We start from the raw sequence: 12,933 nt of genomic DNA on the forward strand, positions 1-12,933 counted from the left end.
GTTTGGAGACATGCATGACCACGGAGACCGCCCTGGACGATCGCAAGCTGCAGGAGCTGGAGGAGAAGTTCGACCCCGAGATGCGCTTCCGCCCCACGGTGCACCCCGCCACCTGGATCGTGATGGCGCTGCTGATCACGCTGTCGCTGTTCCATTACTACACCGCCGGTTTCGGCCTGCTGCGCGAAACGACGCATCGCGGCGTGCACCTGGCCTTCGTCCTGGGACTGATCTTCCTGGTGTTCCCACGCTCGCGCAGGTTCTACGACTCGCCCGTGGCCACCGGCTGGCACTCGCCCGGCGGCGTGCCCCTGTCCGACTGGGCCCTGGGCATCGCCTGCGCACTCAGCGTGCTGTACATCCCCTACGTGTTCGACGACCTGGCCTTCCGCGTCGGCAACCCCAGCACGCTTGACGTGGTGATGGGGTCGATCCTGTTCCTCACCCTGCTCGAGGCCACGCGCCGGTCCATGGGCTGGCCCCTGCCCCTCATCGCGATCGGCTTCACGGCCTACGCGATGGCCGGCCCCTATTTCCCGGGGCTGCTGAAGCACGCGGGCGCTTCCTGGGCACAGATGATCAACCACCAGTACCTCACCAGCCAGGGCATCTACGGCGTGGCGGTCGGCGTGGTGGCCACCTATGTCTTCCACTTCGTGCTGTTCGGCGTGATGGCCACGCGCATCGGCCTCGGCCAGCTGTTCCTGGACATCGCCGCCAGCGTGGCGGGCCGCTATGCCGGCGGGCCCGCCAAGGTGAGCGTGTTCGGCTCGGCGATGTTCGGCATGCTGTCCGGCTCCTCGGTCGCGAACGCGGTGACCGTGGGCTCGCTCACCATCCCCGCCATGATCCGCGTCGGCTACCGCCGCGAATTTGCCGGCGCGGTGGAGGCCGCCTCGTCCACGGGTGGCCAGATCACGCCACCGGTGCTGGGCGCCGCCGCCTTCCTGATGGTGGAGTTCCTCAACGTCCCTTACCAGACCATCATCGCCGCGGCCGTGGTGCCGGCCTTCATGCACTTCTTCGGCGTGTTCATGCAGGTGCACTTCGAGGCCAAGCGGTATGGCCTGCGCGGACTGACCGACGAGGAGATGCCCAAGCTGCGCGAATCGCTCAAGCAGCGCTGGCCGACGCTCCTCCCGCTGTTCCTGCTGATCAGCATCCTGGTCTCGGGCCGCACGCCCTACCTGGCGGCCTTCACCGGCATCTCGTCCTGCGCGATCGTCGGGCTGACCACGCGCACCAGCGGCAACAGACCCGCGAACTGGGCGTTGTTCATCGTGCTGCACGCGCTGCTCGCCGTGATCGCGTTTGCCGACCTCGGCGTGCGCAGCGACGAGGTGAAGCTCGCACTGTTCGCTGCCGGCGTGCTGGTGGCGGTTGCAGGCTGGAAGCTCGCGGGCATCACGGGCCGCATCGGCCACGGCGTGCTCGTCGAGGCCTTCGAGACCGGGGCCAAGTACGCGCTGGCGGTGGGTGCCGCCGCAGCCACCGTGGGCATCGTGATCGGCGTCGTCACCCTCACCGGCGTCGGCTTCAAGATCAGCTTCATCATCACGGGCTGGGCGCAGGTCATCGCGGAAGGGCTGACGGCGGTGCTCCCGGCCTTCATGGCGGACATGAAGACGCTGACGCTGTTCGCCGCCCTGGTGATGACGGCCCTGGTCTGCATCCTCATGGGCTGCGGCATCCCCACCACGGCGAACTACATCATCATGGTCACCGTGGCCGCGCCCACGCTGGTGCAGCTGGGCGTGCAGCCGCTGGTGGCGCACTTCTTCGTCTTCTACTACGGAGTGCTGGCGGACATCACGCCGCCGGTGGCGCTGGCGGCCTATGCGGCGGCAGGCATGGCCGGAAGCGACCCCTTCCGCACCGGCAACACGGCCTTCCGCCTGGGCCTGGCCAAGGCGCTCGTCCCCTTCGTGTTCGTGTTCTCTCCTTCGCTGCTGCTGGTGGCCAAGGGATTCACGGTGCAGGACTTTGCCATCACCTTCATCGGCTGCATCCTGGGCATCGTGGTGCTGGCCGCGGCGCTCAGCCGCTTCATGCTCGTCGAGTTGCGCCGATGGGAACAGATGATTTGCCTGGCCGCCGCGCTGCTGCTGATCGCGCCGGGACTGTGGGTCACGATCGCCGGCGCCGTCCTCGTGCTGCCGGTGGTGCTGCGGCAGATGGCCGCGCGGCGGCAGCAAGGGGCCGCGGTGGTTCCAGCCGAGCTGGATGTCAGATACCGCTGACCTGTGCTGGCGCAGCGCGCTGGCACAGCACGAAACGCGCGGCCCCGATACTTCCCGCACTGCAGTCACACAGACAAGACCAAGCGGCAGCGACCGCAAGTACAGGGACAGAAAGATGAACGAGACGAGAACGGTGGCGATCCTGCAGCGGGTGCCCGCCATCCTGGCGGTGACGGCGAATTCCTATGGCCTGTCCGTGCAGGCCGGCGGATCGCGCCAGCCCGGGGCAACTGGCGACCATCGTCGCAACGAGCGCAACACAGCGGGCGACAAGCCCGCGGCGCAACGATAACAAGGACGCGTTGGGAGTGAGAAGCCGCCTTCGGGCGGCTTTTCTTTTGGGCCCGGCCGTCGCTACCTGCCGTGCCGCTCGCGCGCTCGCCGGACCTGCCGGCTTTCCTTGGCGCGGCGCGCTTGCTCCTCCTTCTCCCGCCGCCGGCGGCGCCAGTTGCGGGAGAGGAAGCGGGCGATGGTGAAAGTGACCGCGGAGGTCACCACCAGCAGCAGAATGCTGGCGAAGTCGGACGGCATTCGCGCATCTTAAGCCGGACTGGAAAGCCGATGCTACATACGCCGGATCGCGATCGGTGGCCATAGGACCTTGGTCCAATGGGTGGCCCACCGGCGGGGTGAAACGATCCGTTCGTGCGAGAGCCGGACGGCATCGAGCGGATCTTCCCTGCCTTGCTGAGGCAAGTGGAAATCCCGATGGCGGTCGCGGCACTCTTCATCGCAGGATCGGCTCGCGTGCAATTGACGCACGCGACCCCAACGACACGACGAGGCTTACATGCAGCAGTGCAGTTCCCTGAAGCGGTTCATCCCCCTCATCCTCGCCGCGGCATGGTCCGCGCCCACCTGGAGCGTCGACGCCGACGCCGCGCAGGCACTCCTGAAAAAGAACGACTGCATGAAGTGTCACGCGGTCGACAAGAAGAAGGACGGCCCTTCCTTCAAGGAAACCGCCGCGAAGTACAAGGGCAAGCCAGACGCCGAGCAGAAGCTATTCACCCACCTCACGACCAGCCCCAAGGTCAAGGTCGACGGCAAGGAAGAAGAGCACAAGTCGATCAAGTCCGCCAAGGAAGAAGAGATCAAGAACGTGGTGCAGTGGATCCTTTCAAAGTGATCTGAGCGGGCGGCCGGGGGGCCGCATGCACCGGTGGTGCGGAGAACGATAACGAGGAGGTCCGATGAGCAATGCAGTGCGCCGGCTGTGGGACGTGCTGAGACGACCGAGCTCGAAGTACTCGCTGCTCGGCTTGCTGGTGGTCGGCGCCATCGGTGGCGTGCTCTTCTGGGGTGGCTTCCATACCGTGCTGGAGGCCACCAACACCCTGAAGTTCTGCACCGGCTGCCACGAGATGGGCCAGGTGTACGCGGAGTACAAGGAAACCATCCACTACAGCAACCGCTCGGGCGTGCGTGCCACCTGCCCCGATTGCCACGTCCCGAAGGAATGGGGGCCCAAGATCCTGCGCAAGATCGAGGCGACCGGGGAGCTGTACGGGAAGATGATGGGCACCATCAGCACGCCCGCGAAGTTCGAAGCGAACCGCACCCGCCTGGCGCAGAAGGAATGGGGCCGCATGAAGGCCAACGACTCGCTGGCCTGCCGCAACTGCCATTCGACCGAAGGCATGAGCCCCGACAAGCAGAGTGAAAAAGCCAAGTCGCGCCACGCCAAGGGAGTGGCGGAGGGGCGCACCTGCATCGATTGCCATTTCGGAATCGCCCACAAGGAACCCGAAGGGCCCGGGCCCCAGGAATTGTTCGCGGACAAGAACAAGAAGTAGTGACCACGGTCAACATGTGCCGCGGATCGTGAAAGTAGAAGGGTGAACTCATGAAAACCGCGATTCGCAACTGGCTGATGGCGTGGCTCGTGTTCACCGGGCTATGCATGCCCCACGGCGTGGCGTTGGCCGCCGATGCGCCGGCGAAGGCCACTGTCGCGCAACAGGCCGCCTCCGTACCCAAGGCCGACCCCGCGCAAAAGGCCGACCCCGCGCAAAAGGCCGACACGCCCAGGCCCGATATGGTGCTCAAGGGCGACGCGAAGTGCACGCGGTGCCACGACGAGTCGGAACCCTATCCGGTGCTGTCCATCGGCAAGACCCGGCATGGAACGGTGGCCGACAGCCGCACGCCCACCTGCACCAGCTGCCACGGCGAGAGCCAGCGCCACGTGGAGAACCTGCGCAAGGAGGGTGAGAAGGACCGGCCCAAGCCCGACCGCACCTTCGACGGCCCGCTGCGCGGCCTCGCCCCCTCCCGCGCGGTGGCCTATGTCCCGCCCAACAACGCCGCCCCGGAAGTCGGCAAGCGCAGCACGGTTCCCGTGGCCGAGCGCAACGCGCCCTGCCTGTCCTGCCACCAGGGCGGCAAGCGTGTCCATTGGCAAGGCAGCATCCACGAATCGCGCGACGTAGCCTGCACCTCGTGCCACCAGGTCCACGTGCAGCATGACCGGGTTCGCGACCGGCTGACGCAATCCGACGTGTGCTTCATGTGCCACAAGGAACAGCGTGCGCAGATCAACCGCATGTCGCGCCATCCGATCCAGGAGGGCAAGGTGGGTTGCTCCGACTGCCACAACCCGCACGGAACGGCCGGCGTGAAGCTGCTGGTTCGCGACAGCGTCGTCGACACCTGCTACACGTGCCACATGGAAAAGCGCGGCCCCTTCCTCTTCAACCACCAGCCGGTGACCGACGACTGCACGATCTGCCACAACCCGCACGGCAGCACGGTCGCCAACCTGTTGAAGTCGCGACCCCCCTTCCTGTGCCAGCAGTGCCACGAGCCCACCAGCCACCGTGGGGCCATTCCGGGGCTGCTCCCGGGAATCGGCAATACCCCTGCCACCCGTGGCATCACACAGGCGCGCGCCTGCCTGAATTGCCACACCAACATCCACGGTGGCAACAACCCGCTCAACAACGCCGAATCGCGTTCGTTGCGGCGCTAGCCGCAGGAGGTTGAATCATGAGTTGCCATTCACCCCTCCGACCCGCCAGCTGGCTGGCCGGCGCCGCGCTGCTCGCCGTCGCCGGGCCGGCCCTGGCCGACGACGAGGAAATCAAGCAGCTGGTCCAACCCGAATCTTCCGCACGCCTGGGCCTGGGCTATCTGAGCGACGATAACCGGCGCTTCGGCCAGTACACCGGCGTGAAGAACCAGGGCGGCTACCTGCTGCTGGACCTGGACTACCTGAAACGCGACGACGCGACCGGCACCTGGACGCGCTTCTTCGGGCGGAATGTCGGCTTGGACAACCGCGAACTGCGCGGTGAATACGGACAGCAGGGCAACTGGCGCGCGTTCATCGACTTCAACCAGATCCCCCGCAACGAGCCCCTCACCGTGAACACCGGGCTCACCGGGATAGGCACCGCCAGCCAGACACTCAATGGCACGGTGCGTCGCGACGTCGAACTGGACACGCGGCGCGACCGCGTCGGCCTCGGCTTCGAAAAGCAGCTGATGCCCGGCCTGGATTTTCAGGCCCGCTACGTGACCGAGGACAAGACCGGGGCGCGCCTGTTCGGCCGCGGCACGTCGGAGTTCCTGACCGATCCCATCGACTACCGCACCCAGCAGCTGGAGGCTACGCTGGGCTACGGCAACGAGAAGTACCAGCTGCAGGCCGGTTATTACGGCACGGCCTTCAGCAACAAGAACTCCGTCCTGGATGTCAGCACGGGCGCCGACATCGCCCTGCCGCCTGACAACGAATCCCACCAGCTGTTCCTCAGCGGCGGCTACGCCTTCACGCCGACCACGCGCGGCAATTTCAAGGCGGCCTACTCGCGCGCATCCCAGCACGACAACTTCTTCACCGCGCCGACCTTCCCGGGCAACACGCAGACCAACCTGAAAGGGCGCGTCGACACCACGCTGCTGCAGGCCGGCATCACCTCCCGGCTGACGCGCGAATTGTCGTTGCTGGGCAACCTGCGGTACGAAGACCGGGACGACAAGACACCGAGGGTGCAGTTCCTGACTCCGTCCACCGGACGGGACGGATTCAACACGCCGTTCTCGCGCACCACGACTTCGGCCAAGGGCGAAGCCTCGTACCTGTTGCCGAGCGACGTGCGCCTGATCGGCGGCATCGACTACGAGAAGCGCAAGCGCTCCGTGCTGGCGGTCCGGCAGGCCAGCTGGCGCGAAGACAACGACGAGACCACGCTGCGGCTGGAGGCCCGGCGCTCCCTCTCGGAGACGCTCAATGGCTCCGTGGCCGTGCTGTATGCCGACCGCAACGGCTCGAGCTACCTGCCGGCCAACAACAACGCGGCCATCGACCTGATCGATCCGGTCCACTTTGCCGATCGCAAGCGCACCAAGTTGCGGATGTCGATGGACTGGGTGCCGGTGGAAGCCCTGTCGCTGCAACTCCTGGCGGACGTCGCGCAGGACAACTACCAGACCCGCCAGCTGGGGCCCGACCGCGGCAAGGCCAGTTCGATCGCGCTGGACGGAAATTACGCGGTGACGGACGCCTGGCAGCTGCTCGGATGGATGTCGTTCGACGACAACCGCATCGACCAGGCCACGCAGACGGGCAACAACGGCACCCAGGTGCCGGCGCAGACCTGGCAGGCTCAGCTGCGCAACAAGGGCCAGGCCTACGGCCTGGGCGTGCGCGGCAAGCCCATGAGCGCTCTCGAAGTCGGCGCCGATGTGCAATACGGCTACGACAGCAACGCCTACAACCTCAACGCCGTGCTGCCGCCCGCGGCGCTGCTGCCTGAAATCATCACCAAGCGCACCACGATGCGGCTGTTCGGCCAGTACGCGGTGCAGAAGAACCTGTCGGTGCGGCTGGACGTGGTGTACGACCGCTTCAAGACCAACGACTGGACCTGGACCAACTGGGTCTACAACGAGGGCACCACCGCGACGAACCCCAACACGAGCAGCACCTTCCTCGGGATTTCGATCGTCTACCGGATGTGGTGAGGGCCGCATCGGCGCAGGCGGCCGTGCCACGCATCCTGCGTTGACGAACAGGACCGCAAGGATCTCCTGACTCGCGGAGCATCGATCGGTGCCTTCGCGGCGCTGACTTTTCCTGGACAGAAAAAAGAAAGCCCTGAGGACTCAGGGCTTCTTGCGTCTGGGAGGACCCCATGAGGGTCTCACCGGACCATGTCTTGGCGGAGCGAGAGGGATTCGAACCCTCGATGCAGGTTTTTGCCCACATACTCCCTTAGCAGGGGAGCACCTTCGGCCACTCGGTCATCGCTCCGACGGATGGGATTATGCCCCATGGCAGCTCGTCGGGAGCCGCCACAGGCCCGTTTTCATCACGGGGCCGGCTGGTCCAGGTCGAACGCCCGGTGCAGCGCGCGCACCGCCAGTTCCATGTACTTCTCGTCGATGACGACGGAGGTCTTGATCTCGCTGGTGGAGATCATCTGGATGTTGATGCCCTCTTCCGACAGCGCGCGGAACATCTTCGAGGCGATGCCCACGTGACTGCGCATGCCGATGCCGACGATGGAGACCTTGCAGATCTTCGTGTCGCCCTCGATGCGGTCGGTGCCCAGGGTGGGCGCCACCTTGGTCTTGAGCACGTCCACTGCGCGCGCGTATTCGTTGCGGTGCACCGTGAAGCTGAAGTCCGTCTTGCCGTCGTGGGAGACGTTCTGGATGATCACGTCGACCTCGATGTTGGCGTCCGCCACGGCGCCGAGGATCTGGTACGCGATGCCAGGACGATCGGGAACGCCCAGGATGGAAATCTTGGCTTCGTCGCGGTTGAACGCGATGCCGGAGACAACGGCTTGTTCCATTTTCTCGTCTTCCTCAAAAGTGATCAGCGTGCCGGAGGCCGCCTCTTCCGCGATGGGGATGTCCCACGGGGTGAAGCTCGACAGCACGCGCAGCGGGACCTGGTACTTGCCCGCGAATTCGACCGAGCGGATCTGCAGGACCTTGGACCCCATGGAGGCCATTTCCAGCATTTCCTCGAAGCTCACCGTCGCCAGGCGGCGCGCCTCGGGCACCACGCGCGGGTCCGTCGTGTAGACGCCGTCGACGTCGGTGTAGATCAGGCACTCGGCCGCCTTCAGCGCCGCGGCCACCGCCACGGCGGAGGTATCGCTGCCGCCCCGGCCCAGCGTCGTGATGTTGCCTCGATCGTCGACGCCCTGGAAACCGGTGATGACCACCACCTTGCCGGCTTCGAGGTCCTTGCGCACGCGGTCGTCATCGATCGATTCGATTCGCGCCTTGGTGAAGGCGCTATTGGTGCGCACCGGCACCTGCCAGCCCGCATAGCTCACGGCCGGAATGCCTTCGGCCTGCAGCGCCAGCGCCAGCAGGCCGACGGACACCTGCTCGCCGGTGGACGCAAGCACATCGAGCTCGCGCTGCACCGCGTCGTCGGCCCTGGCGGGCTGCAGTTCCTTGGCCAGGCCCAGCAATCGGTTGGTCTCGCCGCTCATGGCGCTGGGCACCACGACCATCTGGTGGCCGGCGCGCGCCCACTTGGCCACGCGCTTGGCGACGTTGCGGATGCGCTCGGTCGAGCCCATCGACGTGCCGCCGTATTTGTGAACGATCAATGCCATCGGAACGGGAGTGTGAAGGGCCGCCAGGCAGCCGGAGGCGAAAAAGTCCGCGTCGAGGGCGGACCATGGCGCGCAAAACCCCGGGATTATACCTAGCGGGTCAGTGGCTCCTTACCTGCCGGCTGCGCCTCGGGCCGGTTCCGGCCGGTACGCGAGGCGTTCGCCCTGGCGCTCCACGAACCCCGTGCCCACCTTGATCCGGATCTGGTGGCCGCGGGTCCTGCAGTCGGCGACCTGTTCCAGCAATTCATCGAGCTGCGCCGCACTGGCGGACGCCGCATGGTCGGTGCGCAACCAGTGGCGCAGCACGTTGGACTGGCGTGCGCGGGGCAACATCTGCAGCGCGGTGATGGCTGGCGTTCCGCCCATGCGCGCGAGGTCCTCCGCACCCACGCCGTCGAGCAGTTCCTGGGCCTGTGCCGCGTGCCGCGAGGACCGTGCAAAGGTTTCGCGGTAGCGCGGAAAGCACTGCTCCAGCGCCGGCAGCAGGACGTGCCGGATGCGATTGCGCGTGAAGGAGGTGTCCGTGTTGCTGGGGTCCTCGACCACGGCGATGGCCTGCTCCGAGAGCCAGTCGCGGATCGATGCGGCCGACAGCGCCAGCAGCGGCCGGACGAACACCATGCCTTCGCGCTGGAACACCGGAGGCATCGCGGCCAGGCCGGGCAGCCCGGCACCCCGGCTCAGCGCCAGCAGCAGCGTCTCGACCTGGTCGTCGGCGTGCTGCCCGAGCAGCACCGACTGCAGGCCGGCATCGCGCGCGGCGCGGGCCAACGCCTGGTAGCGCGCCTGCCGTGCCGCATCTTCCGGGCTTTCGCCCGGCAGGTGCCGTGCGTTGACGCGCCGCACCTGCAGGGGCACGCCCAGGCCCGCACAGACGGCGCCGCAATGCTCGGCAAACGCATCGGCCGCGTCCTGGAGCCCGTGGTGGACGTGGATGGCCTGCACCTGCCCGGGCCAGCGCTGCGCGGCCGCAAGAAGCAGGACGGTGGAGTCGGCGCCGCCGCTGTATGCGATCGCAAGGGGCAGCGGCAGTTGCAAGCCCGCCAGGGCAGCAGCCGCCGGATTGCCGCCCGAATCAGGCGGATTCGGCCTTGGTGTCGGAGAAGCGGCCATAGCTCTGCAGCCGCTCGTAGCGCCGTTCCAGCAGCTCGCGCACCTTGAGGTCGCTCAGCTGGCGCCACGCATCGTTGAGCGCGCGCTTGAGGAAGGCAGCCATCTGCTTGTGGTCCCGATGGGCACCGCCCACCGGCTCGTTCACGATCTTGTCGACCAGCCCCAGGGCCTTCAGCCGGTGCGCCGTGATGCCCATCGCATCGGCGGCGTCCTGCGCCTTGTCGGAGGTCTTCCAGAGGATGGAAGCGCAGCCTTCGGGGCTGATGACGGAGTAGATGGAGTACTGCAGCATCAGCACCTGGTCGCCGACCGAGATCGCCAGCGCACCGCCGGAGCCGCCCTCGCCGATGATCGTGGTGATGATCGGCACCTCCAGCTGGGCCATCTCGTAGATGTTGCGGCCGATGGCCTCGGACTGGCCGCGTTCCTCGGCGTCGATGCCGGGATAAGCCCCGGGCGTGTCGACGAAGGTGAACACCGGCAGCTTGAACTTCTCCGCCGTCTTCATCAGGCGCAGCGCCTTGCGATAGCCCTCGGGCCGGCTCATCCCGAAGTTGCGCAGCGCGCGCTCCTTGGTATCCCGCCCCTTCTGGTGGCCCAGCACCATGCACGGGCTGCCGTTGAAGCGGGCGAGGCCGCCAACGATGGACTGGTCGTCCGAGAAGTGCCGGTCCCCATGCATCTCGACGAAATCCGTGAAGATCTCGTTGATGTAGTCCATGGTGTACGGCCGCTCCTGGTGCCGCGCGATCTTGGTGATCTGCCACGGCGACAGCTGGCTGTAGATGTCCTTGGTGAGCTGGAGGCTCTTCTTCCCCAGCTGCTCGATCTCTTCGGAGATGTCGACGGCCGATTCGGTCTGCACGTAGCGCAGTTCCTCGATCTTGGTCTCCAGCTCCGCGATCGGTTGCTCGAAGTCCAGGAAGGTTCTTTTCGCCAAGCGTTTGCTCCTCAGGTTGCCGTCCGCGCGATGACCCGGCTCAGTAAGCCACGGGCAGCGGGTCCAGCGATCTCCAAATATACCAAGTCGCCACCGAGCAATATGGACTCCAGGCCGCCGCCACTTCGCGGGCATCGCTGCGGGACACCGGGTCGCCGGAAAAGTAGTTCTTGCTGATGCCGGTGATCAGGCCGATGTCGTCGAGCGGCAGCACGTTCGGACGCATCAGGTGGAAGATCAGAAACATCTCCGCCGTCCACCGCCCGATACCCCGGATGCCCACGAGCTCGGCGATGATCAGCTCATCTTCCATCTCGCGCCATGCATCCGCGTGGATCGCGCCGGAATCGAAGTGCAGGGCGAGGTCCACCAGGTACTCGATCTTGCGCGCCGAGAGGCCGGCGGCGCGCATGTCGTCCACCTTCAGCTTCAGCACGTTCGCGGGCGTCATGCGCTTGGGCAGCGCGGAAAAGCGCTCCCACACGCTCTGGGCCGCCTTCACGGAGATCTGCTGCCCCACGATGCTGCGTGCCAGCGTGGTGAACGCGTCGCCGCGCGACTGCAGGCAGGCCGTGCCGAACTGCGGGATCAGCCGCTTCATGACGCGGTCGCGGCGGGTGAGGTACTTGCGCGCCTCTTCCCAATACTCGGGGGTGACGAGCTCGACGCCGTCGCTCACTGCTTCGCTTCCCAGGTGGTGCCGGTGGCGGAATCCTTCAACACGATGCCCTGCTCGAGCAGATCCTTGCGGATGCGGTCGGCCTCGGCGAAGTCCTTCGCCTTCTTGGCCGCGGCGCGCGCGTCGATCTTCTGCTGGATGGTGGCGTCGTCCAGCACGGCGCCCGCGCGAAGGAAGGTCCTGGGGTCGCCCTGCAGGATGCCCAGCGTGGCGCCCAGCGCCTTGAGCTGGCCCGCACGCTCGGCCGACCGGGTCCGGTTCACTTCCGTCGCCAGGTCGAAGAGCACGGCCACGGCATCCGGCGTTCCGAAGTCGTTGTCCATGGCCGCCTTGAAACGGGCGGCATAGGGATCGTTCCAGTCGATCGCCACGACGGGAGGCGGAACGGCATCGAGCGCGGTATAGAGGCGCTTCAGCGCGCCGCGCGCGTCATCGAGATGGACGTCGCTGTAATTCAGCGGACTGCGGTAGTGCGCGCGCACGATGAAGAAGCGCAGTGTCTCGGCGTCGAACTTCTGCAGAACCTCGCGCACGGTGAAGAAGTTGCCGAGCGACTTCGACATCTTCTCGTTGTCGATGTTGACGAAGCCGTTGTGCATCCAGACCTTCGCGAGCGGAACGCCGTTGGCGCCCTCGCTCTGCGCGATCTCGTTTTCGTGGTGCGGGAACTGCAGGTCGGCGCCGCCGCCATGGATGTCGAAGGTGTTGCCCAGCAGCGCGCACGACATGGCGGAGCATTCGATGTGCCAGCCGGGGCGGCCTCGTCCGTACTGGCTGTCCCACTGCGCGTCGGCCGGCTCATCCGCCTTGGCGGCCTTCCACAGCACGAAGTCGAGCGGATCCTCCTTGCCCTCGAGCACCGCCACGCGCTCACCGGCGTGCAGTTCGTCGAGCGACTTGCCGGACAGCTTGCCGTAGCCAGGAAAGCGGCGAACCGCGTAGTTGACGTCGCCACCGGCACGGTAGGCGAGGCCCTTGCCTTCCAGCGTGCGCACGATGTCCAGCATCTGCGGGACATAGTCGGTGGCGCGGGGGTCGTGGGTGGGACGCTCGATGTTCAGGGCGTCGAAGTCGCGGTACATCTCGGCGATCATGCGGTCGGTCAGCGAGCGCACAGTCTCCCCGTTTTCCACGGACCTGCGAATGATCTTGTCTTCGATGTCCGTGATGTTTCGCACGAAGGTCACCCGCAGTCCGCTGGCCTTGAGCCAGCGCCGCACCACGTCGAACGCGACGTTCGCGCGCGCATGACCGACATGGCACAGGTCATACACCGTGATGCCGCAGACATACATCCGGACGTGCCCCGGCTCGAGCGGGGAAAAGTCCTCCAGAGCACGCGTGAGCGTGTTGTAGATGCGCAGGCTCATGTCA

At 66.3% G+C, this 12,933-nt stretch carries 12 protein-coding genes and 1 tRNA gene; 6 read left to right on the top strand and 7 right to left on the bottom strand.

Annotated elements, in window-relative coordinates; translation table 11 throughout:
- Nucleotides 1-14: 14 nt before the first annotated feature.
- Together AC1DSA_RS21880 and AC1DSA_RS21885 are read left to right on the top strand one after the other, a co-directional pair.
- Entirely contained in the window at nucleotides 15-2,240 is a 2,226-nt protein-coding gene (locus tag AC1DSA_RS21880; RefSeq protein ID WP_477893007.1) for a TRAP transporter permease, read from the top strand.
- Between the two features lie 115 nt (nucleotides 2,241-2,355).
- A complete protein-coding gene (locus AC1DSA_RS21885) occupies nucleotides 2,356-2,532 on the top strand; it encodes a hypothetical protein (protein WP_477893008.1) in 177 nt (58 codons plus the stop codon).
- Between the two features lie 62 nt (nucleotides 2,533-2,594).
- Here AC1DSA_RS21885 and AC1DSA_RS21890 read toward each other — a convergent pair whose 3' ends face one another.
- A complete protein-coding gene (locus AC1DSA_RS21890) occupies nucleotides 2,595-2,771 on the bottom strand; it encodes a hypothetical protein (RefSeq protein WP_477893009.1) in 177 nt (58 codons plus the stop codon).
- A 259-nt stretch (nucleotides 2,772-3,030) separates the two neighbouring features.
- On the opposite strand from AC1DSA_RS21890, the gene AC1DSA_RS21895 reads away from it, so the two are divergent.
- From AC1DSA_RS21895 to AC1DSA_RS21910, 4 genes are all read left to right on the top strand, one after another.
- On the top strand, nucleotides 3,031-3,369 hold the full coding sequence (locus AC1DSA_RS21895) for a c-type cytochrome (protein WP_477893010.1): 339 nt from the start codon (nucleotides 3,031-3,033) through the stop codon (nucleotides 3,367-3,369).
- 64 nt (nucleotides 3,370-3,433) lie between these two features.
- The gene (locus AC1DSA_RS21900; RefSeq protein WP_477893011.1) at nucleotides 3,434-4,036 is read left to right on the top strand and encodes a NapC/NirT family cytochrome c; all 603 of its coding nucleotides are present in this window, start codon (nucleotides 3,434-3,436) and stop codon (nucleotides 4,034-4,036) included.
- A 50-nt stretch (nucleotides 4,037-4,086) separates the two neighbouring features.
- Nucleotides 4,087-5,211: a DmsE family decaheme c-type cytochrome gene (locus AC1DSA_RS21905; RefSeq protein WP_477893012.1), complete on the top strand. Its 1,125-nt coding sequence runs from the start codon at nucleotides 4,087-4,089 to the stop codon at nucleotides 5,209-5,211.
- 17 nt (nucleotides 5,212-5,228) lie between these two features.
- Complete coding sequence (locus tag AC1DSA_RS21910) at nucleotides 5,229-7,208, top strand: MtrB/PioB family decaheme-associated outer membrane protein (RefSeq protein WP_477893013.1); 1,980 nt, start codon at nucleotides 5,229-5,231, stop codon at nucleotides 7,206-7,208.
- 195 nt (nucleotides 7,209-7,403) lie between these two features.
- Here the strand turns inward: AC1DSA_RS21910 and AC1DSA_RS21915 are convergent.
- From AC1DSA_RS21915 to cysS, 6 genes are all read right to left on the bottom strand, one after another.
- Nucleotides 7,404-7,497, bottom strand: a tRNA-Ser gene (locus tag AC1DSA_RS21915).
- A gap of 58 nt (nucleotides 7,498-7,555) precedes the next feature.
- Nucleotides 7,556-8,824, bottom strand: coding sequence for an aspartate kinase (locus AC1DSA_RS21920; RefSeq protein ID WP_477893014.1), 1,269 nt, complete (start codon nucleotides 8,822-8,824; stop codon nucleotides 7,556-7,558).
- A gap of 111 nt (nucleotides 8,825-8,935) precedes the next feature.
- Nucleotides 8,936-9,940, bottom strand: a complete 1,005-nt coding sequence (tilS, locus tag AC1DSA_RS21925; protein WP_477893015.1) for a tRNA lysidine(34) synthetase TilS — start codon at nucleotides 9,938-9,940, stop codon at nucleotides 8,936-8,938.
- Complete coding sequence (locus AC1DSA_RS21930; RefSeq protein ID WP_477893016.1) at nucleotides 9,903-10,880, bottom strand: acetyl-CoA carboxylase carboxyltransferase subunit alpha; 978 nt, start codon at nucleotides 10,878-10,880, stop codon at nucleotides 9,903-9,905. The genes tilS and AC1DSA_RS21930 overlap by 38 nt, the downstream gene beginning before the upstream one ends.
- A gap of 40 nt (nucleotides 10,881-10,920) precedes the next feature.
- Nucleotides 10,921-11,559, bottom strand: a complete 639-nt coding sequence (locus AC1DSA_RS21935) for a DNA-3-methyladenine glycosylase family protein (protein ID WP_477893017.1) — start codon at nucleotides 11,557-11,559, stop codon at nucleotides 10,921-10,923.
- A complete protein-coding gene (gene cysS / locus AC1DSA_RS21940) occupies nucleotides 11,556-12,929 on the bottom strand; it encodes a cysteine--tRNA ligase (protein ID WP_477893018.1) in 1,374 nt (457 codons plus the stop codon). The genes AC1DSA_RS21935 and cysS overlap by 4 nt, the downstream gene beginning before the upstream one ends.
- Nucleotides 12,930-12,933: the final 4 nt, after the last annotated feature.

The sequence above is a fragment of the Ramlibacter sp. P4_H7 genome, assembly GCF_056400765.1.

What these genes read in the sequence shown, in the direction of transcription:
- AC1DSA_RS21880 (WP_477893007.1), top strand. Translation starts at nt 15, where the DNA reads ATGACCACGGAGACCGCCCTGGACGATCGCAAGCTGCAGGAGCTGGAG.
- AC1DSA_RS21885 (WP_477893008.1), top strand. Translation starts at nt 2,356, where the DNA reads ATGAACGAGACGAGAACGGTGGCGATCCTGCAGCGGGTGCCCGCCATC.
- AC1DSA_RS21890 (WP_477893009.1), bottom strand. Translation starts at nt 2,771, where the DNA reads ATGCCGTCCGACTTCGCCAGCATTCTGCTGCTGGTGGTGACCTCCGCG.
- AC1DSA_RS21895 (WP_477893010.1), top strand. Translation starts at nt 3,031, where the DNA reads ATGCAGCAGTGCAGTTCCCTGAAGCGGTTCATCCCCCTCATCCTCGCC.
- AC1DSA_RS21900 (WP_477893011.1), top strand. Translation starts at nt 3,434, where the DNA reads ATGAGCAATGCAGTGCGCCGGCTGTGGGACGTGCTGAGACGACCGAGC.
- AC1DSA_RS21905 (WP_477893012.1), top strand. Translation starts at nt 4,087, where the DNA reads ATGAAAACCGCGATTCGCAACTGGCTGATGGCGTGGCTCGTGTTCACC.
- AC1DSA_RS21910 (WP_477893013.1), top strand. Translation starts at nt 5,229, where the DNA reads ATGAGTTGCCATTCACCCCTCCGACCCGCCAGCTGGCTGGCCGGCGCC.
- AC1DSA_RS21920 (WP_477893014.1), bottom strand. Translation starts at nt 8,824, where the DNA reads ATGGCATTGATCGTTCACAAATACGGCGGCACGTCGATGGGCTCGACC.
- tilS (WP_477893015.1), bottom strand. Translation starts at nt 9,940, where the DNA reads ATGGCCGCTTCTCCGACACCAAGGCCGAATCCGCCTGATTCGGGCGGC.
- cysS (WP_477893018.1), bottom strand. Translation starts at nt 12,929, where the DNA reads ATGAGCCTGCGCATCTACAACACGCTCACGCGTGCTCTGGAGGACTTT.